This window comes from Reichenbachiella agarivorans (assembly GCF_025502585.1).
Classification (GTDB): Bacteria; Bacteroidota; Bacteroidia; order Cytophagales; family Cyclobacteriaceae; genus Reichenbachiella; species Reichenbachiella agarivorans.
Window position 1 is genome coordinate 3,644,451 of sequence record NZ_CP106679.1, and the last position, 20,656, is coordinate 3,665,106.

21 protein-coding genes are annotated in these 20,656 nt (G+C 41.3%); 18 read left to right on the plus strand and 3 right to left on the minus strand.

Features of this window, described 5'->3' with window-relative positions; all coding sequences use genetic code 11:
- Positions 1–476 precede the first annotated feature (476 nt).
- Together N6H18_RS15375 and N6H18_RS15380 are read left to right on the plus strand one after the other, a co-directional pair.
- Complete coding sequence (locus N6H18_RS15375) at positions 477–1,337, plus strand: hypothetical protein (RefSeq protein WP_262309168.1); 861 nt, start codon at positions 477–479, stop codon at positions 1,335–1,337.
- 1 nt (position 1,338) lies between these two features.
- Positions 1,339–2,385: a S41 family peptidase gene (locus N6H18_RS15380; RefSeq protein ID WP_262309169.1), complete on the plus strand. Its 1,047-nt coding sequence runs from the start codon at positions 1,339–1,341 to the stop codon at positions 2,383–2,385.
- Between the two features lie 9 nt (positions 2,386–2,394).
- Here the strand turns inward: N6H18_RS15380 and N6H18_RS15385 are convergent, their stop codons facing one another.
- Positions 2,395–2,994: a DNA-3-methyladenine glycosylase gene (locus N6H18_RS15385; RefSeq protein WP_262309170.1), complete on the minus strand. Its 600-nt coding sequence runs from the start codon at positions 2,992–2,994 to the stop codon at positions 2,395–2,397.
- A gap of 72 nt (positions 2,995–3,066) precedes the next feature.
- Between N6H18_RS15385 and N6H18_RS15390 the strand changes: the two genes are divergently transcribed.
- The 5 genes from N6H18_RS15390 to N6H18_RS15410 all read left to right on the plus strand — a co-directional run bounded on the left by N6H18_RS15390 (position 3,067) and on the right by N6H18_RS15410 (position 9,450).
- Entirely contained in the window at positions 3,067–3,945 is an 879-nt protein-coding gene (locus N6H18_RS15390) for a DUF2911 domain-containing protein (RefSeq protein WP_262309171.1), read from the plus strand.
- Positions 3,946–4,174: 229 nt separating this feature from the next.
- Complete coding sequence (locus tag N6H18_RS15395) at positions 4,175–6,022, plus strand: hypothetical protein (RefSeq protein WP_262309172.1); 1,848 nt, start codon at positions 4,175–4,177, stop codon at positions 6,020–6,022.
- Positions 6,023–6,025: 3 nt separating this feature from the next.
- Positions 6,026–6,613 (plus strand): FISUMP domain-containing protein, encoded by a 588-nt coding sequence (locus tag N6H18_RS15400; protein WP_262309173.1) that lies wholly within the window; start codon positions 6,026–6,028, stop codon positions 6,611–6,613.
- 169 nt (positions 6,614–6,782) lie between these two features.
- Entirely contained in the window at positions 6,783–8,312 is a 1,530-nt protein-coding gene (locus tag N6H18_RS15405) for a bifunctional GNAT family N-acetyltransferase/carbon-nitrogen hydrolase family protein (RefSeq protein WP_262309174.1), read from the plus strand.
- A gap of 199 nt (positions 8,313–8,511) precedes the next feature.
- Positions 8,512–9,450: a mechanosensitive ion channel family protein gene (locus tag N6H18_RS15410; RefSeq protein WP_262309175.1), complete on the plus strand. Its 939-nt coding sequence runs from the start codon at positions 8,512–8,514 to the stop codon at positions 9,448–9,450.
- 46 nt (positions 9,451–9,496) lie between these two features.
- On the opposite strand, the gene N6H18_RS15415 is transcribed toward N6H18_RS15410, so the two are convergent.
- The gene (locus N6H18_RS15415; RefSeq protein WP_262309176.1) at positions 9,497–10,615 is read right to left on the minus strand and encodes a fatty acid desaturase family protein; all 1,119 of its coding nucleotides are present in this window, start codon (positions 10,613–10,615) and stop codon (positions 9,497–9,499) included.
- A 336-nt stretch (positions 10,616–10,951) separates the two neighbouring features.
- Between N6H18_RS15415 and N6H18_RS15420 the strand changes: the two genes are divergently transcribed.
- The 10 genes from N6H18_RS15420 (at position 10,952) to N6H18_RS15460 (ending at position 17,899) form a co-directional block, all read left to right on the plus strand.
- On the plus strand, positions 10,952–12,592 hold the full coding sequence (locus N6H18_RS15420; protein ID WP_262309177.1) for an ABC-F family ATP-binding cassette domain-containing protein: 1,641 nt from the start codon (positions 10,952–10,954) through the stop codon (positions 12,590–12,592).
- A 505-nt stretch (positions 12,593–13,097) separates the two neighbouring features.
- Complete coding sequence (locus tag N6H18_RS15425; protein WP_262309178.1) at positions 13,098–13,928, plus strand: hypothetical protein; 831 nt, start codon at positions 13,098–13,100, stop codon at positions 13,926–13,928.
- A 196-nt stretch (positions 13,929–14,124) separates the two neighbouring features.
- Entirely contained in the window at positions 14,125–14,619 is a 495-nt protein-coding gene (locus N6H18_RS15430) for a GNAT family N-acetyltransferase (RefSeq protein ID WP_262309179.1), read from the plus strand.
- 204 nt (positions 14,620–14,823) lie between these two features.
- Positions 14,824–15,396, plus strand: coding sequence for a Crp/Fnr family transcriptional regulator (locus N6H18_RS15435; RefSeq protein WP_262309180.1), 573 nt, complete (start codon positions 14,824–14,826; stop codon positions 15,394–15,396).
- 55 nt (positions 15,397–15,451) lie between these two features.
- Positions 15,452–15,895, plus strand: a complete 444-nt coding sequence (locus tag N6H18_RS15440) for a methyltransferase family protein (RefSeq protein WP_262309181.1) — start codon at positions 15,452–15,454, stop codon at positions 15,893–15,895.
- Between the two features lie 270 nt (positions 15,896–16,165).
- On the plus strand, positions 16,166–16,507 hold the full coding sequence (locus tag N6H18_RS18810; protein ID WP_407692827.1) for a type II toxin-antitoxin system RelE/ParE family toxin: 342 nt from the start codon (positions 16,166–16,168) through the stop codon (positions 16,505–16,507).
- Positions 16,508–16,792, plus strand: coding sequence for a helix-turn-helix domain-containing protein (locus N6H18_RS15445; protein ID WP_262309182.1), 285 nt, complete (start codon positions 16,508–16,510; stop codon positions 16,790–16,792).
- A gap of 235 nt (positions 16,793–17,027) precedes the next feature.
- A complete protein-coding gene (locus tag N6H18_RS15450; protein WP_262309183.1) occupies positions 17,028–17,186 on the plus strand; it encodes a hypothetical protein in 159 nt (52 codons plus the stop codon).
- Between the two features lie 12 nt (positions 17,187–17,198).
- Positions 17,199–17,591, plus strand: coding sequence for a type II toxin-antitoxin system RelE/ParE family toxin (locus tag N6H18_RS15455; protein ID WP_323131517.1), 393 nt, complete (start codon positions 17,199–17,201; stop codon positions 17,589–17,591).
- Entirely contained in the window at positions 17,588–17,899 is a 312-nt protein-coding gene (locus N6H18_RS15460) for a helix-turn-helix domain-containing protein (protein WP_262309184.1), read from the plus strand. Before N6H18_RS15455 ends, N6H18_RS15460 begins: the two co-directional genes overlap by 4 nt.
- A 72-nt stretch (positions 17,900–17,971) precedes the next feature.
- Here the strand turns inward: N6H18_RS15460 and N6H18_RS15465 are convergent, their stop codons facing one another.
- Positions 17,972–19,150 carry a C40 family peptidase gene (locus N6H18_RS15465; protein ID WP_262309185.1) on the minus strand — a complete coding sequence of 393 codons (1,179 nt, stop codon included), beginning with the start codon at positions 19,148–19,150 and terminating at the stop codon, positions 17,972–17,974.
- A gap of 111 nt (positions 19,151–19,261) precedes the next feature.
- Between N6H18_RS15465 and hisS the strand changes: the two genes are divergently transcribed.
- Entirely contained in the window at positions 19,262–20,638 is a 1,377-nt protein-coding gene (hisS, locus tag N6H18_RS15470) for a histidine--tRNA ligase (RefSeq protein ID WP_262309186.1), read from the plus strand.
- Positions 20,639–20,656 lie beyond the last annotated feature (18 nt).

Sequence of the window (20,656 nt, forward strand, 5' to 3'; positions counted from 1 at the left end):
TCCTCAATCACAAAAACCAACCTATGCTCTTTGCTGACTACATCGAGTCAGTTAGATGTATTTCTTCTCAGATTCACTGAGCCATAGCTGATATAGATCTTGTATTTTCGTGTGTTTAATAAACTGAGAGTCTCTCCTTCACCAATCCACTGCACAGACTCTCATTTATTCCTAACCCACCTAATTTCTTTCGGTTATTTATTCTAACCTCTGTATCTCTTTTGATTACAATACAAAGTTGCCACAGAAAGAAATGCTGTGTAATAGAGAAATGCCTAGTTTATCAAAATAGGTGATTCGCCTAGTTAGTATGCATGCAGAGCATATTTTATCTCTCTTTTCTTCATTTATTCAAACCTATCGTGTCTGACAAGTAGGAGAATCCTTCATAATTAAACCCCTAAATAGACTTTGAACAAATGATCTAATATGATACTTTGCATACCGAAGATCAAATGAAGATAAATTACTGATCTATGAATATACAATCCATTGCCTGCTACGTGATCATGACTTTGATGCCGTTGGTCAGATGCTACAGTCAAGACACTGATAGTTTAGATCGTTCTACCAAAAGATCACTGTACCTGGATCTTGGTTTAGGATTAGGAAAATTCAACTATACAGATTTTGGTACCTCCCCATTGACATTTAGAGGATCATCCTATGCTGTTTCTGTCAATGGTCTAATCCTAGATGATAGCCGAGAAATACATTTTGGACTGGACTATATTTCTGGGGCCGCTAGCAATGTGGTCAGAAACGAGGTAGCAGTCAGTCAAATGTACTCCATTGGAATCCACTACACCCATATGTACAGAATCAAAGCGCTCTCATCAGAGAAATGGAATACCAAACTAGGAGGACAAATTAATGTATTGGGAGAGCTTAGATATGCCCCTGCCATGCAAAATGCAGACATCGGTTTAGATGTGTTTGCCAACATCCTAGCATCTGTCAAAGTAACCAGAGATCTATCCAGAATTACCCCCAAAGAGAAAAAAATATGGTTCATCAGATACAAGCTTGATCCAAGGAAAAAAAATCTCTCCTATCAAATGAATGTAGGGGTGATAAACCACAACCTCAGAAACGGGTATGCTTATCTAGGCCAATCGAGTGTGGTCAACGATTTTCAATTGTTTGATGACTATCAATTCCATACGCTCTCTGGATTTAGAATGAGTTCTCAACTGGACTACAGTTACTTCCTAAAAAACAACAATGCTTTGAGACTTTCTTATCTCTGGGATGCATTCAATACGGGAGGAGACCTCAATCAATTTCAAATGGCATACCATACGATCAAGCTTGCGCTTCTATTTAATATGAAATGAGATGAATAGAAAAATTGTTATACTCTCCATGGTTCTTGGTCTCTCTTCCTGCGAAGAACTGTTCTTTGAAGACGAAGTCTCCTCAACCAGTCCTCAGACCAACCTTGACTATTTGTGGAATGAAGTAGATAAAAAGTATTCATTTTTTGAGGTCAAGAACATAGATTGGGAAGAAGAAAAAACCAGACATGAAGCCATGATCTATGAAGGTATGTCAGATGATTCGCTGTTTCAAGTATTAGGCTCCATGATGACAGAACTAAGAGATGATCATACCAACTTGATTTCCAGTTTTAATGTTTCTTTTTTTGGCGTGAGGTTCAACGCACAGGACAACTTTGATTTTAGGATCATACAAGACAATTATCTACCGAGAGATTATTACATTTCAGGTCCCTTTACACATGACTTCATTGCCAACAATCAAATAGGCTACATCAGATTTCCCTCTTTTACAGGTACCATCAATTTTACCAACCTTGGATTTATACTCGATAGATATAAAGATACCGAGGGGCTGATTTTTGACTTGAGAGAAAATGGTGGTGGTGCCGTCTCTGATGTTTTCGCCCTTCTCAGTCGTCTTATAGATGAGGAAACATTGATCTACCAGTCGAGAATAAGAAATGGCAAAGAGCATTCTGACTTTTCAGAATTAGAGTCTGCCTATTTGGAACCCTACCCTGGCACACGGTACACTCACAGACCTGTTGTGTTTTTGATAGATCGAGGCACCTACAGCGCAGGATCTTTTACCTCTCTGGCGACCAAAGCTATCCCCAACATTACACTCATAGGAGATACGACTGGTGGTGGGTTAGGATTGCCCAATGGTGGTCAACTACCAAACGGATGGAGGTATCGATTTTCCATAACACAAGCCTTTACCAACGAACAAGCAAGCAAACTAGAAGCTGGACTAGAATCGGAGGTCAACGCGGACAACTATGAAAACGGTGTACCACCAGACATTTATGCGATCATGGATTGGACAAACATGGACACGGATGAAGTACTAGAAAGAGCCATCGACGAAATCCTAAAGTAGTGCATCAAATCACAACTTACTCACCCAATCATTGTCTTTGAGATAAAACCGCCATGGCAACAAGGCATCTTCACCAGCATAGCCCACACCTACCCTAGTAGATATCACAAGGTCTTTCAACTCTACCGCTTTGGCATCTTCTATCCAAAGAAGCTCGCTGTTCAGTTCTTTCTTGTTCAATCTCATATCTATCCCCATGGCTTTGCACAGTTTGCCTGGTCCATTGGACACTTTGGTTTGGTGATTTGTACGAGCTACCATGCTATCCATGCCTTCTATGGGCTCTATGGCTCTGATCAATACAGCATCTGCCTTTCCAGCTACATTGGTCACCACATTGAACAAGTGATGGATACCATAGCAGAGATAGACATAGGCACATCCACCCGCGAGATACATCGTTTCCGTCCGTGGAGTACGTTTGCCCTCACTGGCATGACAGGCCTTGTCCCCCCAACCGCGGTACGCCTCGGTTTCTACTATTTTTCCTTTGCACAATTGCCCGTCTAAATGGGTCACCAAGGTTTTTCCAATCAATTGTTTTGCGATTTTCACCACGTCATCACCTTGATAAAAGGATTTAGGAATTATGTTTATGTTGTTCACCATGAATCGATAACTAGTGTTAGCTTTTCTCGTATATTCGGTCAGTAATTATAAACATAATCAAAATAGTGAACCATGAAGAAATTCAAACTTATCCCTTTTGCTATCGCTGCAGCTTTGTTGCTGTCGTTTCAGTCTAGCAAAGCACAGATCGTCACCCCACAACCTAGCCCAGCGGGCTCTGTGTCCTCAACTGTAGGCCTTACCGACATCAAGATCTCCTACTTCAGACCACAAATGAAAGGTAGAAAAATATTCGGTGAAGGTGGTGATTTCCTAGTACCGTTCGGACAGAGATGGAGAGCAGGTGCCAACTCTGGTACGACAGTTTCATTCAGTACAGATGTACAAGTAGCTGAACAGCCCGTACCTGCAGGTGAATACTTGGTAATCTTGACTCCAGGTGCCAAAGAATGGGAAGTTATCCTCTACGCTGACAAATCATTGGGATCCAATATCAACGGAACAGAAGAAGATAAAATTACTGTAAAGGCCAATGTACCTGCTACTAAATTGACTGAAGCAGTTCAAACATTGACATATCAAATAGCTGACATCAGCGAAAATAGCGAAAATGCGAACCTTCAATTGGCTTGGGAAAATACTGCAGTGAACATCCCAGTAAAAGTATCCTTTGATGAGGCAATCATGAAGTCCATTGCTGCCAACACAGTAGTCAACCCAAATAACTTGATTGCAGCTGCAAGATACTATTACAACTCTGACAGAGACCTAGATCAGGCTTTGACATGGGTCAATTCGTATCTAGCTACAGGTGACAACAGCAAGCAATTCTGGAATGTACACCTCAAAGCCCAAATACTAGCAAAGAAAGGTGACAAGAAAGGCGCAATCAAAGCAGCAAATGAATCTAAAACCTTGGCTGCCAACTCTCCACAGGGAGATTTCGGATATGTAAAAAGAAATGAAGCACTCATTGCTTCTTTGAAATAAGTCATAAAATAATAGAAAAATGGCCAACAGTATTGATGATACTATCGGCCATTAGGATAAAATCCCACAAGCATTCAAAAGGCGATGACCCAAAAAGGTCACCGCTTTTTTTTATTCCTCATCAATAGTCCTTTTCTTTGATAGTTATCAGTTTGATTTTGGACTTGTAGAAGTCAACCAATGCTATATAATCAAAGACGCTAATGATAACTTGGATAATTTCTAGACTATGATAAATATCGTTAGATACTGTTTACTACTTGCTTTTCTTTGCGCTGGTGCAGCCCATGCACAATTGAGAGTGGACAGGGTCATCCCTCCTTCTTTCAATTCCGCAGCGATCATCAAGTATTGTGACCATCCAGTTGGGGTCAAGTATGGAGTCCCAAAAATCAAACTTCCCCTCCAAACCCTCATAGACGATGACTTGTTTGTCCCTATCAGCCTCAATTACCATGCGATGGGGATCAAGGTAGAAGAGGAAGCTACATGGGCTGGTCTCGGTTGGTCGGTAGAAGCGGGTGGTGTGATCACACGAATCGTGCGAGGAGAAAACGATTTATCATTGGCGGACAAACACGAGAGCAACAATTCGCTAGGTTACCCATTTGAGCACATCAAACCCTGTTTTGATGACTGTGCTGAAAACGAAAATGAAAGCTTTCATCAAAAAGTATGTGCTGGCGAGATTGATTCGGATCCAGACATTTTCTTCTTCAACATATTGGGAATGAAAGGAAAATTCATGTTGACTCCCGATCATGATAGCACATCGACAAAACTCACCCTAAAGCTGGTCAGTCCTCGATCTATGACTGCTGAGTTTGATATGCTCAAAAATTCATGGAAAATATCTGATCAATACGGCTATCAATATTTTTTCGAAACGAAGGAAGTCACACGGTCATTAAGCAGTTTTTTTGATTATAAGTTTGAATCACAGAGTTCAAAATTCGACTTTAGCAGTCACTCGGCTACTACCTCATGGCACATGAGCAAAATCATTTCTCCTAAAGGACGAGAAGCCCTATTCAAATATGACGTAGATATTGATGGGATATCCAAATACCTAAGCAACAGTGCCTACCACAAAATGAACATCAATGACGAAGAAGTTTGGGATGTGCATTATTCATCGTACTGTTTTCCTCAAGACATCGAAACGGTACAAATCACCTCAGAGTATTTGCATGCTGATGTGTACCTCAAATCCATCAAAGTGGGAGATTATGTAGCCAATTTCTCCAAAAGCGAACAGGCCAATCTAAGGACCCAAACAGAAACAACTGGAGCGGGCAACAGTCGGTTCATCACCGAAACCAATGTAGGATACAGAAGGCAGCAACTGGATGGTATAGAAGTATTGAAAGGTGGGATTGTCATCAATAGCGCTACCTTCAAATATTCTACTTTTAAATCCAATGCCACCACCAACAACCCAATCTTGACACACAGGTTAAAATTGGACAGCATGATCACCAGAACCCTCACCGATACCAGTAGATTGGGCTTTTCGTATGTGGAGAAATTTGGGTTGCCATCCAAAGAAAGCCAAGCCAGAGATCTATGGGGCTATTACAACGGCGAAGAAACGCTGCACAACGTGACTCCATCGGACTACTTCAATTACAGTCAGCCAGAAAAGGCCCTGCAAGAAGAAGGTAAAACCAAACACTATTCTCTGCCTCATATCAAAGAAGGAGTCATTGCTCAGATTGATTTTGGAGGAGGAAAGACCACAACCTATGATTTTGACCATCAAGAATTTTTCGACATCAATACTGAGATATCGAGTCATTTCTCTGGCAACATGGCTGCATCCAATTTCAAAAGCCATATCAAACCATATATTTTTGGAGGGCTCAGAATCAAAGAGATCATAGAGTCTTTTCCCAAAGAAAAAATATACAAAGACTACATCTATAAAATCAACGGCAAAGAGTCTGGTGAACTCATCATCACTCCATATAGTCACGAGCACCATGGATTTGGACACAAAACATCGGGCAACCACTGTGTCAAATACCCTACAGTAAAGATTAAAACTGGTAAATTGTTTAACGGCCATAAATTCTAACATATGAAAACCTTTCTTTTTGTTGCGCAACTGTCCCTTCTATTTTCTGCTCAGTGGCTTTCCGCCCAAGACAGAATGGGTGTGTTCTTTGACCCTAGAGATGGAAAAGAATACGAAACAGTCTTTGTAGAACTCCCGCTAGAAGCTGGTGTAACTGTGGAAAAGGAATGGTTTGCAGAAAATCTCAACTACCACATGGATGGCGCATTCTGTTACAACAATTACGAAGAGTACTGCAACACCTTTGGTCGTCTGTACACATGGAAAGCTGCCCTAGTAGCCTGCCCTACTGGTTGGCATATCCCGATTGATATGGAATTGGAGACACTCACCAAAAAACACGGCGGGAAAAAATCCGCTGGAGGAACCTTCAAAGAAGGTGGTGAAAGTGGATTAAACCTTTTGATGGCGGGTTTTGGAGAGCCTAACGGATCATACATAGATGTGGGTGTCAATGGATACTATTGGAAAAAAACAGACATGAAATCTATGACACCAGGATTGATCACCATTCACAATGGAGTGGATTATTTCACCGATGATCAAATCAATGCCTCTCACCGCAACAGTATTAGATGTGTACGTGACTAAATGAACCTTTGGCATGAGAAGAAACTATCAACTTCTTCTCATCACAAAATCTAGATTGTCTTGATGTTTGTCCAGCTCAAAATAGTCTATTACATAGATTTCATATTTGCAAAATCTCCTCATTGCTTCATAATTATATCCGAACTTTACTCAAATATTCATTAAACAAATGAACCTACAAGACATAGAAAATATTGAATTGACTTATTTGACTCTTGGAGATTACCATGAGTTAAAAGAAGCAATGATCGTGGCATACCCCTCCATGCCAGATGCCTATTGGAAAGAAAGCCAAATCAAGAGCCTCATCAAGAAATTTAGTGAGGGACAGGTCGTAATCAAGATCAATGGTCAGCTGGCAGGTTGCGCGCTTTCCATCCTGGTAGACAAGGAAAAATGTGAGAAACCGCACACTTACAAAAACATCACGGGTAATTACACCTTTGATACACACGATCCTGAGGGAGATACACTATACGGGATTGACATCTTCATCAAACCAGAATACCGTGGGCTAAGACTAGGTCGACGTCTGTACGATTACCGCAAGGAACTTTGTGAAAAATTGAATCTAAGAGGCATTGCCTTTGGTGGACGAATACCAAATTTTCATAAATACTCAGACGAACTCACACCTAAAGAGTACATCGAAAAAGTACGAAACAAGGAAATTGATGATCCCGTCTACAACTTCCAAATCTCCAATGATTTTCACCCATCTAGAATCCTCAAAGGGTATCTGGAAGGAGACGAAGCATCCAACGAATTTGCAGTGTTGCTGGAGTGGGACAACATATACTATGAAGAACCTACCACGCAGGCTTCTGCTCGAAAAAAAGTAGTCAGACTAGGCCTGGTCCAGTGGCAAATGAGACCCTACCAAAATTTGGATGACCTCATGCAACAGGTTGAGTATTTTATCGACACAGTATCTGGCTACCGATGCGACTTTGCACTTTTTCCTGAGTTTTTCAATGCGCCATTGATGGCTGAAAACAATCACTTGGGTGAAGCAGATGCGATTCGCGAATTGGCCAAACACACAGAAGCGATCGTTGACAAATTTTCAGAACTATCGATCTCCTACAACATCAACATCATCACAGGTAGCATGCCTGAAATAAAAGATGAAAAGCTTTACAACGTGGGTTATCTGTGCCGCCGAGATGGCACGGTGGATCGCTACGAGAAGATTCATGTCACTCCCGATGAGGCCAAAGTATGGGGTATGCAAGGTGGAGATGAAATCAAAGTTTTTGATACGGATTGCGGCAAGATTGGTGTCTTGATTTGTTATGATTCAGAGTTCCCTGAGTTGAGTAGATTGTTGGCCGATGATGGCATGGATATTTTGTTTGTACCATTCCTGACTGACACTCAAAATGGCTACTCCAGAGTCAGAAACTGCTCTCAGGCACGTGCGATTGAAAACGAATGCTATGTAGCCATCGCAGGTAGCGTGGGCAACCTGCCCAATGTACACAACATGGATATCCAGTTTGCACAGTCGATGGTATTTACACCCTGTGACTTTGCCTTCCCTACCAATGGCATCAAAGCAGAGGCTACCCCAAACACAGAAATGATTCTGATCGCCGATGTGGACATAGATATGTTGCGCGAGTTGAACCAATTTGGCAGTGTACGAAACCTAAGAGATCGTAGAAAGGACATTTACCAATTGAAGAAAAAGAAGTAGTCTTCTCAAATCAAGACCATGACAAAGCTTGGAGAGAAAACCTTTCCAAGCTTTGTCATTTATAAGAAGCTGATTCATCTCTAGTTGTCTGCCATCTTGCTCCCGCTCAATAATTTTGACCAACAAAAAGCACTTGTTAAAGTTTCAAACTTTCTAATTTTAACTCCTAAATTGAATAACACATAATCTCACTCAATTGATGAAAGAAATATTTTCTCAAGAATTTTGGCAAGAAACCTACAGTACCTTGGCGCAATGGATCATCCAAACCATCCCGTCCATTCTACTCATCATCATCTTGCTTTTCGTCAGCCTCAAACTCTATCGTCGAGTGATCAAAAGCATCGAAAGGGCAATGCTCAAAGCAGCACAACTCAGACAAGGTGAAGAAAGCCTGCTGGAAAAAGAAAAACGTGTCAATACCTTGGTCAACATCATCAGGCAAGCAGGCAAGATTGTCATTTGGGCCATTTTTTTACTCATATTGCTACGCAAAATTGACATTGACATTGCACCTATTTTGGCCAGTGCAGGTATTTTAGGTTTAGCTGTTGGTTTTGGTGCCCAAGAATTGGTGCGTGATTTCATCTCCGGATTCTTCATTCTATTCGAAAATCAAGTCAGAACGGGCGATGTAGCCATCATCAATGGCACGGGTGGTTTGGTCGAAGAGATTGCACTCCGCACGATCACACTCCGTGACTTTGCGGGAGTCGTGCACATCTTTCAAAATGGTAAGATCAACACCTTGTCCAACATGACCAAAGAATGGTCTGCCTCTGTGTTTGATATCGGTGTGGCCTATAAAGAAGACATCGGCAAAGTCAGAATGATCCTGCACCAAGTCGGTGCAGAATTGCAAGAAGATCCTGCCTTCAAAAACAAAATCAATGAACCCCTTGAGGTCTTCGGGTTGGATAAATTTGGAGACAGTGCAGTGGTCATCAAGGCACGATTCAAAACCAAACCTAGCGAACAGTGGAATGTCGGTCGTGAATTCAACGAAAGACTGAAAAAGGCATTTGATACCGCAGGGATAGAAATTCCATTCCCACATAGAACCGTCTACTGGGGAGATGCGATCAACCCATTGATGCTCAAATTGGATGAGGAAAGTAAGCTAAACGCTAAAAGTTGAGTACCAAAGACCCACTGTTAGTAACTCCCCTACATCCATGTACCTATTACGCCACTTGCCCCAGGCTACGCAGCATCCTAAAATGATCTGAAATAGCAGAGACAAATGTACGCTGGCTATGGTAGGGTATGTCGTACTTTAAGGCTGTTTCTGACACGATCACAGACAGTTTTTTATAATGTACATGACAGACATTGGGCAACAGATGATGCTCTATCTGAAAATTAAGCCCACCAATAAACCATGACAACAACCTACTCTTGGGGGCATAGTTGCTGGTAGTAGCCAACTGATGTACCGACCAATCATCGTCTATCATGCCATGCTCATCTGGGTTGGGAAATTCATTGCTAGTCATGATGTGAGCAGTCTGAAACACCACTGAGATAAACAATCCAGTCATAAAGTGCATGCTCAGGAAAGCCACCACAATGACCCATGGCGCTATGGGTAACATGATGATCGGGATGATCAATGAGTAGCCATAGTACATCACTTTGAGAAGTACCGCTTTTGCCAATTCGATTTTCACCTCGTGTCTCTTTTTGAAGAAACCTAATTTGTGATAGCGCATAATCCTGATAAAGTCTTTGATCGATACCCAAATCAAAGTCAACAGGCCATAAAAAAACCAAACATAGATGTGCTGAAACTTGTGTATACCATAGTATTTGGTATTGGGCGAAAACCGTAGAAAGTAAGGCATATTGAGGTCGTCATCCGAGTCTTCTATGTTGGTATAGGTATGATGAAGTACATTGTGCTGAATCTTCCAGACTGAGGCATTGGCACCAATCAGGTTGATCGAATAGCCCACCCACTTGTTGATATTGGTTTTGGTTGAGTATGAGCCATGGAGTGCATCATGCATCACTCCCATCCCTATCCCTGTCATGCCCAGCCCACTGATCATATACATGACAAAGAGCATCGGGGTACTACTGACCAAGCCTAGACACAGTACAATCAATGGTATCAGAAAAAGGGAAATCATGAATATGGTTTTGAAAACCATGTTGGCATTGGCGTACCTATGCGTGTTGTGAGTCGTAAAATATTCTCTGACCTTGCTTCTGAGTTCATTTGAGAACTCAGCATGCTGCGTCGTTTTTGAAAATTTGATATGTTCGATATTGCTGTTGTTTTTGAGGTATAATCTGCTCAATACCGCATAACTCAAGACCGAACAAACAGCTTTGGACCACCGATAGGAAATAGACTAATAAATTAAAAAAATTAACGTGAATACAGGCAGGTTACTTATTTAAAGTCCTCCAAGCTACTGCTAATAAAGATAGCACCACCCCTATCTCCGATATATGTTCCAAAAAACGAAGAATCATCATTATGAATATTCCTATTAGTCGAAACAATTGAACATATCCAAGTAGTGATAAATCTACGCTGTGCTTTCTGTCCTATTGAATTTCTTTCACATTAAATAAAATCCTTAGATTATTAGATCAGGGAATTCTTAAATTCGCGTCTTATTCAAGACGATATGATTTCAGTAGACGCAGTTGGGGTAGAGTTCAGTGGAAGCACCCTGTTCAACAACATCAATTTCAACATCAACACCGACGACCGCATCGCCCTGATGGGTAAAAATGGTGCGGGCAAATCCACCCTGCTCAAAATCATCGCTGGCAAGGACAAGCCTACCCACGGCAAGATCTCTGCACCCAAAGACGCCATCATCGCCTACCTGCCTCAACACCTGCTGGTAGAAGACAACTGCACTGTGTTTGAAGAAGCCTCCAAGGCATTCTCTGCCATCGTGGAGATGAAAAAACAATTGGATGATTACTCCTTGCAACTAGAGACACGGACCGACTATGAATCTGATGAATACAGCAAAATCATCGAAAAGGTATCCGAGCTCAGTGAAAAATACTACAGCAGTGAAGAAGTCAATGTGGATGCAGAAGTCGAGCTGACCCTACTGGGCTTAGGTTTTGAGCGTAGCGATTTCCAAAGACCTGCCAGTGAGTTCAGTGGTGGATGGAGAATGCGCATCGAACTCGCCAAAATCCTACTTCAAAAGCCAGACCTCATCCTACTCGATGAGCCTACCAACCACCTCGATATCGAATCGGTACAGTGGCTCGAAGACTTCCTCAAAAACTCAGCGAAAGCCGTCATGGTGATCAGCCACGACAAGACCTTTGTCGACAACCTGACCAATCGTACCATCGAACTGACTGGAGGTCGTATCTATGATTACAAAACCAACTATAGCCACTACCTAGAGCTCCGCAAAGAGCGTCGTGAGCAACAGCAGAAGCAGTTTGACGATCAGGCCAAACAAATCGCAGACATCCAGCAGTTCATTGACCGATTCAAAGGCACCTACTCAAAGACCCTGTCTGTACAGTCAAGGGTCAAAATGCTGGAGAAGATGGAAATCGTAGAAGTAGACGAAGTAGATACCTCTGCCCTGAACTTGAAGTTCCCTCCTGCCCCGCGCTCTGGTAACTACCCCGTCATCACCGAAGGTCTGGGCAAGAGCTATGGTGAGCACGTGGTATTCAAGGACGTGTCTCTGACGATAGCCCGCGGAGAAAAAGTCGCCTTCGTCGGTAAAAACGGACAAGGTAAATCTACCTTGGTCAAGGCCATCATGTCTGAGATCGATCACGATGGTACGATGCAGCTAGGACACAACAGCATGATCGGCTACTTCGCACAGAATCAGGCAGCACTCTTGGACGAAAAGCTGTCAGTATTCGAGACCATCGACGAGATCGCACATGGAGACATCCGTACCAAAATCAAGGATCTGTTGGGTGCCTTCATGTTCGGGGGTGATACCATAGAAAAGAAAGTAAAAGTACTCTCTGGAGGAGAAAGAACCCGTCTGGCGATGATCAAGTTACTCCTACAACCGGTCAACCTATTGATTCTCGATGAGCCTACCAACCATCTCGACATCAAGACCAAGGATATCTTGAAGGATGCCTTGAAAGCTTTTGAAGGCACCATCATCCTCGTGTCTCACGACAGGGACTTCTTGGACGGTCTCGCCACCAAGGTATTTGAGTTTGGCAACCAGAGAGTCAAAGAACACTTCGAGGACATCAACGGCTTCTTGAGAAACAAGAAGATAGAAAACCTCAAAGAAATCGAGCGTACGACCAAGTAATTGGGTAGAAGCAAGAGTCAAGAAACAAGAGTCAAGAGCCAAGAATCAAGATGCTGGTGCTCGCTGCAGCCCATTCATTTTGATGAAATCTTGCTGTAACTCCAAGGTAAGTTTACCGAGACATGGAGGTAAGGCTACCGTAGGTCAGAGGTAACGTTACCATGAGGTCGAGGTAACGTTACAAAGTGGTCAAGGTAACGTTACCAGAGCCTTGAGGTAACGGTACATGGGAGCTGAGGTAACGGTTAGTCAGGGAAACCGCTCCCCACCACCCAAATCATCTACCAAGATTTGGGTATATTGCTATGAACAGTGCAACAAAGCATCCGTCTTTTGGTGAGATATGGGGTTGAGGTGTTAATTTTGGTAGGAGGCATGAGTGAAGAAAGCCACCTTATCGACAAATTAAAAAACTTAGATTTACTCATGCCATAAGGCAAGTATGCGGAACTTTTGTCCGCATGCTCAAATGTTAGGATTAATACTCACTGCAAGAACGATTATCATGAATTTTAGGAATTTCACTGCCATAACTCTCATTTTTCTAGCGGGATGTGTCTCCAAATCCAGAGAGACCGAACTCTTACAGCAGATCACTGAACTCGAACAATCGCTTGACGATTGCCAAAATGGTGCGGACAAATTAATAGCCAAACTTCGAATTGCCAGCGAGGCTAAAGAATTCGAAGAAGTCAAATCCATTTTTTCAGAATTCGAAGAACGTCACCCTGATTCAGAATTCTTCGCAGAGGCAAAACAACTAAATGATTTAGCAATAAAAACTATCGAAAAGATTGCTGAACAGGAACGACTTAAAAAACAACGTGAAGAAGAAGCTGAACGAAAGCGAATAGAAGGAGAGAAACAAGAGAAACTGAAAGCTCTAAACAAACTCAAAAAGAACTTTGATGACATTAACGGGACAACTTGGTACAAAAACCCATATTTCACACATTATACTAACTCTAATCACACTAGCATTTATATAGGAAGCAAGCCAAATGTATCCTGGTTGCGATTAACTATGAGCTATACTGGTGAAGATTGGATTTTCTTTGAAAAGGCTTTTTTATCATATGATGGTGACACTTGGGAAGTCCCATTTGACAAATACAAGGAAAAAGAAACCGATAATGGAGGTGGCGTTTGGGAATGGATTGATGTTTCTGTTCCCGAACATAGAATTGATTTTTTGATGGGATTAGCTAACTCCAAAAATGCGAAAATGAGATTGTCTGGAAAGTACACAAAAACACGAAATTTGACTTGGAACGAAAGACAAGGAATTAAGGATGTACTGAATGGATATAAGGCACTAAAAGAAGGAATAAAGTAAAAATCCTAACATATGCTATGAATGAATGGGGTTTCATCGTTCAGGATATTTTGGTGGCACTTGGAAAGTCCGCCACAAGTTTTAAATTTAAATCAAGGCGTGGCTATGAGCGAGACGAGAGGTTGGTGCTTTCTAATCCCCACTCATCATAGCTGGTCGTTGGCGGTCAGGTGAAACAAACACCTAAAAAACGAATATGACAACAGAATTTACAATTAGAAAAGGTCAACTCGATGACTTGGTTGAGCTACAAAAATTGTTTTTGGAAACAATAACTGAAATTTGTAAAGCGGACTACAATGAAGACCAAATTGACGCTTGGATTTCCGACACTAAGAATAATGAAGACAGGCAACGTTGGATAAATATCTTAGTAAAACAATTCGTTTTGGTTGCACACATTAGAAATGAAATTGTCGGCTTCATAACTCTTGACAATGGGAATTACGTTGACTTATTATACGTTCATAAAAATCACCAAAGAAAGGGAATTGCTGACAGTTTGTATGAAAAAATTGAGAATGAAGCGAGACGACAGAATCAATCATTTTTAACTTCTAATGTGAGTAAAACTGCACGACCATTTTTTGAAAAAGTTGGTTTTAAAGTGACAAAAGAGCAAACTGTTGTTCGACAAAGTGTGAAACTGACGAATTATAAGATGGAAAAAAAAATAAACCCGAACCGCTAACACTATATATAGCAAATAGGGCATTCGGTGGTTTACGAAAAGTTCAGTGCTATTTACTAACACCGCCAAATCGTTGATTTGGCTTTTAAAGAATGATTAAATTAAAAACAAAATACAACGTTTTGGCTCAGTGCAAACTTAAAAGTTCATCGCTTACTACTGCCCTACTTGCCATATATTAAACGTTGGCGGTAACGTTGATAAATGACAACAGAAATAATACATTCGATAAAACAATTTACCGATTTGACCGAATCGGAAATTGCAGAGTTTATAGATATTTCTAAAATCAAAAACCTACATGCCAAATCCTATTTTATTAGGGAAGGGCAAGTTCCAACCGAATTCGGTTTTGTTTTGACAGGTTTGTTTCGGTATGTCTATATTTCAGAAGGAAAAGAATTTACCAAAGTATTTATGCCTGAAAATAGTTTTATCAGTTCCTATTCGTCAATGATTTCAAAAATACCTTCCCATTTTTTTATAGAAGCAATAGAGGACTCAAAAGTTTTGTCCATATCCTACAACAATTGGCAAAAACTAAAACTACAAAACCCTAAATGGAATTTCCTCTTGGTTAAAATGTTAGAAAAGGGCTATTCTGTAAAAGAAAAGAGGGAAAGAGAATTTTTATTGCTGGATGCAGAGAATAGATACAGAATATTTTTGGAAGAATTTCCAAATCTGGAAAATAGAGTGAAACAACACATGATTGCTTCTTATCTAGGAATTACACCAATAGCTTTAAGCAGAATTAGAAAAAAAATGCAGACCTAAACCTAGGTTAATGGAATAAGTGCTGAATCGAAATACCTTTGAATAAAATTAAGGTATGAAAAAAATTATTCCTCCAATTCTATTCTTTTTCTGTATCATTATTATGGTCGCAACAAGAATTTTGTTTGTTGTTAAAGAAATTATTCCAACCCCATACAATTACAGCGGAATCCTTCTCATCGCTTTAGGAATAATGATAACAATCACGGTCCGAAAAAGATTTGAAAAAATTGACACAGAAATACATACGTTTAAAAAACCACGAAAATTGGTAACTACAGGACTTTTTAAAATGAGCCGAAATCCCATTTATCTTGGTTTTGCAATAAGTCTTATTGGTGTTTGGATTCTTTTGGGAACGGTTTTACCTATAATTGGGTGTTTAATTTTTATAATTATCACCAATTTCCACTACATTCCGTTTGAAGAACAACTAATGGAAAAGACCTTCGGAGATGAGTTTAAAGAATACAAGTCAAAAGTGAGACGATGGATTTAAAAAACTACCGCCAACACGGTGTATAGTCAATAAGGCATTCAGTGGGTTAGGAAAGTTTGGTGGTTATCTGAAACACCGCCAAGCTAAAATTTTGATATTGAAAAAGAAAAAATTAAATATAAAAATGTTTAGCTCGACTCAGTAGTAAAACGATACTTGATTCGTATCTAAAGCCTTACTGACCATATACAAACCGTTGTGATTCAAGTCTTGAAAAGAAAAAATCCCCAAAACCGAACATTGTTGTAACGTATTCGTTACATTTGTAATGTGAGAGAAATCTACATTACTACTGAATGTCTAGAATTTATAGACAGTCAAGATCAACGAGTAGTTGATAAATTTTTCCAATTAATTGAAGTAATTGGAGAAATTAGGGTCGTTAATTCAAACTTTATTAAGAAGCTTGAATCGAGCAAGTTCTTTGAACTTAGAATAAAGGCTGGTAACGAATATCGAGTCGTAATTTTTGCAATCGACCACTTAAATTTCAACGAATGCAACAAAGCCGTTTGCCTTTGTGGGTTTCTTAAAAAGTCAACTAAGGATTACACAAAAGCAATTAGGCGTGCTGAACGCATTTTGGAGGAATATTTGAACGAAAACAACTAAATGATGAAGGCAATAAACGCAAAGGAACTTTTGAATGAACGTTATGGTAAACGAGGTTCCGAAGAACGGGAAGAATTTAGAGAAGAAGCATTTTCATATTATTTCGGAGAGATCATAAAGAGTAGAAGGAAAGAGCTTAACCTGAGTCAGAGCCAATTAGCTGAACGAATCGGGAAGCAACGCCCTTACATCTCAAGAATCGAAAACGGAGAAGACATTCGAATATCGAATCTAACACTTGTTGCAAATGCTTTGGATCTATCAATCGTAGTAACGGCTAAATAACAAAATCACAACATGGCCTATATCCCATGGCGGTCAGTAGTTGATTTGGCTTCTCAGTTTTCTGGCAACACTAGAAAATCTTCGATTTTCCTACATTTTAGCCGAAACAAATTAGACATCAAGCACCACGGAGGATAGCTTTCTGGATCGACTAGACGAACGCATAGAACAGTTGAAGGAACATCCTCGAATTGGCCGAATTCCGCTCGGGCGCATCTGTGATGCGTTCGCATTTATGCACTCAATCAAAGAAGCCAACCGTGATGGGGCACCTCAAATTGAACTTGTAGATGGACAAAAACTGGTAGAGATGTTTGAGAAGGTCGAACTTGGGGTATCACCACGAACTGTTTATGAGGTCAACCTTCATTACTTTAAATCATTCATGGATTAAAGTTTCCTTTTATTGAAACTTTTTTTAGCTTTGCCTTGTATAATCCAAAGTGGGATAGTGGAGAAAAAGTTTGAGATTAAGTTATTGGAAGAGGCATTTGAATTTATCAAAAGCCAAAATGATAAAGTTCAAGATAAGATATTCTACAATATCCGTAAAGCACAAATCTTGAATGATCCCAAACTTTTCAAAAAGCTAAATCATAACATTTGGGAATTCCGAACCAAATATGCAGGACTTCAATATCGGATTCTTGCTTTTTGGGATAAGGAGAATAATGAAATGACGCTGGTTTGTGGCACACATGGATTTGTCAAGAAAACAGACAAAGTAAGTCCTCAAGAAATTGAAAAGGCCGAACAGATCAGGGTTGAATACTTTGAACAGAAAAAGAAAGGAAGATGAAAACATATAGTTTGGACGAAGCACAGGATTTACTAATCGGCAAGATTGGGACACCTCGAAGAGACCAATTTGAGTTTGAGCTTAAACTCGAACTCATTGGTGATATGATCAAGACTGCTCGTAAAGAACGTCACTTAACCCAAGAACAACTTGGTGAACTCATTGGTGTAAGGAAATCTCAAATTTCCAAACTTGAAAACAATGCTAAAAACGTGACTATCGAGACTATATTGAAAGTATTTGAGGCATTAAAAGCAAAGGTCAACTTTAAAGTTGAACTCCTGAACAATGAACTAAATATCGCATAAAATGTGGGTAACAAAATGCAAGAAATCTTCCGCTCGGGCGCATCTGTGATGCGTTCGCATTTATGCACTCAATCAATACCACCTACTTATCCCTATTTCATTGCCTAGATAGCGTCTGCTGCCGAGGTATCTGTTCTTGTTGAACGCATCGTAGTGCTCAGAGGCAGTATCTATTGAGCTGATCCTCACCATTTGCGAGGCGTGAATAAATTGCTCCTCACCCATCCATATCCCCACATGCGTGACGCGCTGCTTCGTGCTGTCCGTCGCTGCTCTCCCAAAGAACAGCAGATCCCCTTTTTCTAACCCTTCGAATTGCAAATCAGGATCTACCACGACCCCAGCAGAGACTTGCTGTGAGGCATCTCTTGGTATCACATAGCCATTCATCAGGTAGGCAGTTTTGGTGAATCCCGAGCAGTCCATGCCCTTGGTAGAGGTTCCTCCCCACAGATAGGGCGATCCCAATAGGTCTTTGGCATAGTCTACAACCAAGTCTCCAGATGGTTGTACTGCTTCTCTCCAAGCTGTGAAGTCCTGAATCTCTGACTTGCGTACATAGCCGACTCGCATGTCGGGGAATTGCACGGCTATATGATCTTTCGTTTCACTGCGTTTGACCAATCGAGCACCTAGCACGATATCAGATAGGACTCCAGACTCATTTTCATCCAAATAAACGTTACCATAGTTATGCATGTAGATGATCTGCGGACTCTTGGACCACATCAGTTGCTCGGAGGCTGTCATCAGCTGCACGCCACCATGATCCACCCATGAGATATACCCATCGGGCGTCTGCACGAGGTACCATTCCTCTGTCAGCTTCAACAGACGGAGCGAAGTGCCCAATATCGCCTGAGTCGCCAGTTCGCTAGAGTGCTTGGCAGCAGAGCGGATGTTGCACACTGAGTTGTTGACCAGCGCATATTGGTACGCTCCTACAGAGCTATCTGGCAGAGTCACTACTTGATTGACGACTTTGGCACTTTCATTATTGAGTACTGAGAGGAGCGCAGACAAGGCCTGAGGTTGGTCTGTTTCGCCTTGGATCGTCAGGCTATCATGGTTGTAGTCTAGTGAAATATCATACACAGCGACGCGCTTGTCTGGTGCATAAACGGATCGTATGCTGTCATTGAGTTGATTCAGGTGCTGGACTATTTCCTCCCCATTGGATTGACAACCTATCAAGAAAGTGGCTGCAATCAAGCCCATCCACAAAACACCCTGTACCAATATGTTCTTCATGACTGCTAAACTAATCAATCTCAACCTAAATACTTCCCTATCTGAATAAGCGCAGAAAACATTGGTTTCGACCACACAGCTTCTTAGTTTTGCCCAAATTTTAAAACATCCATGGCAGTACAAAAACCTTCAACCCCAAGAGGTACCAGAGATTTCGGACCAGACCAAATGGTGAAGAGAAATTACATCTTCAACACCATCAAAGCAGTTTACCAGAAGTATGGCTTTTCGCAATTGGAAACCCCTACGATGGAAAACCTATCCGTCCTCACTGGCAAATATGGCGATGAAGGCGACCAATTGATCTTTAAGATTTTGAATTCGGGAGACTACCTATCCAAAACCACCGAAGCGGACTACCAAGAAGGCAGCAAGCCATTCTTGACCAAAGTATCAGAAAAGGGCCTGCGGTATGACTTGACCGTGCCCTTTGCACGCTTTGTCGTCATGCACAGGAACGAAATCACCTTTCCGTTCAAGCGTTTTCAGATCCAGCCCGTATGGCGAGCAGATCGTCCGCAAAAAGGTCGTTACCGTGAGTTCTATCAGTGTGATGCCGATGTAGTCGGTACGGATTCTTTGCTCTGTGAGGCAGAAATCATCATGATGATCAATGACGTATTCACGGATTTGAAATTGGAGGATTTCACCATCAAACTCAACAATAGAAAAGTACTCACAGGCATCACCGAAGTAATCGGTGCACCAGGCAAAGAGACTGCCTTTTGTGTGTCGATAGACAAACTGGACAAGATCGGAAAGGACAAAGTCATCGAAGAAATGGTTGCCTCAGGTTTCTCCGCTGAGAACTTGAAAATGCTCGACCCAATCTTTGAAAACAATCAGTCTACCCAACAGTCCATTGACTTCTTAAAGGGCTTTTTTGCGGATTGCGAAATCGGATTGAAAGGTGTTTCGGAGATCGAAGAGATATTGAGTTACCTCAGTGCCTACGAAATTGAAAATGCACACTTAGAGTTGGACTTGACATTGGCCCGAGGACTCTCCTACTACACGGGCAGTATTTTCGAGGTGAAGGCCAACAGCGTACAGATCGGCAGCATCTGTGGTGGTGGTCGCTATGACAACCTGACGGGTGTTTTTGGATTGCCTGATGTATCTGGCGTGGGTATTTCTTTTGGTGTGGACAGAATCTACGATGTATTGGAAGAACTCAATCTCTACCCTGCCTCCAACTCCTCTTCACTGCAAGTGATGATTGCCAACTTCGGAGGAGAAACTGCTAAGGCTGGTATCCGACTGATGAACGCACTGAGAGCGGAAGGTATCAACACAGAACTCTATCCCGATGATGCCAAAATGAAGAAGCAGATGAGTTATGCCAACGGCAAACAAGTGCCCTATGTCGTGGTGATCGGAGAAGAAGAAATTCAAAACGAAACCTTCACACTAAAAAACATGGTCAGTGGCGAACAAGAATCACTCAAAAAGGCAGATCTTATTTCTAAAATCAAGAATAGTCACTAGATTGAGAATCGATCCAAA

Excerpts from the sequence above, each read along its gene's own strand:
- N6H18_RS15445 (WP_262309182.1), top strand. The coding sequence starts at position 16,508 with ATGATGAAGGCAATAAACGCAAAGGAACTTTTGAATGAACGTTATGGT.
- N6H18_RS15405 (WP_262309174.1), top strand. The coding sequence starts at position 6,783 with ATGAACCTACAAGACATAGAAAATATTGAATTGACTTATTTGACTCTT.
- N6H18_RS15460 (WP_262309184.1), top strand. The coding sequence starts at position 17,588 with ATGAAAACATATAGTTTGGACGAAGCACAGGATTTACTAATCGGCAAG.
- N6H18_RS15395 (WP_262309172.1), top strand. The coding sequence starts at position 4,175 with ATGATAAATATCGTTAGATACTGTTTACTACTTGCTTTTCTTTGCGCT.
- N6H18_RS15400 (WP_262309173.1), top strand. The coding sequence starts at position 6,026 with ATGAAAACCTTTCTTTTTGTTGCGCAACTGTCCCTTCTATTTTCTGCT.
- N6H18_RS15465 (WP_262309185.1), bottom strand. The coding sequence starts at position 19,150 with ATGAAGAACATATTGGTACAGGGTGTTTTGTGGATGGGCTTGATTGCA.
- hisS (WP_262309186.1), top strand. The coding sequence starts at position 19,262 with ATGGCAGTACAAAAACCTTCAACCCCAAGAGGTACCAGAGATTTCGGA.
- N6H18_RS15420 (WP_262309177.1), top strand. The coding sequence starts at position 10,952 with ATGATTTCAGTAGACGCAGTTGGGGTAGAGTTCAGTGGAAGCACCCTG.
- N6H18_RS15450 (WP_262309183.1), top strand. The coding sequence starts at position 17,028 with ATGCACTCAATCAAAGAAGCCAACCGTGATGGGGCACCTCAAATTGAA.
- N6H18_RS15380 (WP_262309169.1), top strand. The coding sequence starts at position 1,339 with ATGAATAGAAAAATTGTTATACTCTCCATGGTTCTTGGTCTCTCTTCC.
- N6H18_RS15430 (WP_262309179.1), top strand. The coding sequence starts at position 14,125 with ATGACAACAGAATTTACAATTAGAAAAGGTCAACTCGATGACTTGGTT.
- N6H18_RS15390 (WP_262309171.1), top strand. The coding sequence starts at position 3,067 with ATGAAGAAATTCAAACTTATCCCTTTTGCTATCGCTGCAGCTTTGTTG.
- N6H18_RS15425 (WP_262309178.1), top strand. The coding sequence starts at position 13,098 with ATGAATTTTAGGAATTTCACTGCCATAACTCTCATTTTTCTAGCGGGA.
- N6H18_RS15440 (WP_262309181.1), top strand. The coding sequence starts at position 15,452 with ATGAAAAAAATTATTCCTCCAATTCTATTCTTTTTCTGTATCATTATT.
- N6H18_RS15375 (WP_262309168.1), top strand. The coding sequence starts at position 477 with ATGAATATACAATCCATTGCCTGCTACGTGATCATGACTTTGATGCCG.
- N6H18_RS15435 (WP_262309180.1), top strand. The coding sequence starts at position 14,824 with ATGACAACAGAAATAATACATTCGATAAAACAATTTACCGATTTGACC.
- N6H18_RS15410 (WP_262309175.1), top strand. The coding sequence starts at position 8,512 with ATGAAAGAAATATTTTCTCAAGAATTTTGGCAAGAAACCTACAGTACC.
- N6H18_RS15385 (WP_262309170.1), bottom strand. The coding sequence starts at position 2,994 with ATGGTGAACAACATAAACATAATTCCTAAATCCTTTTATCAAGGTGAT.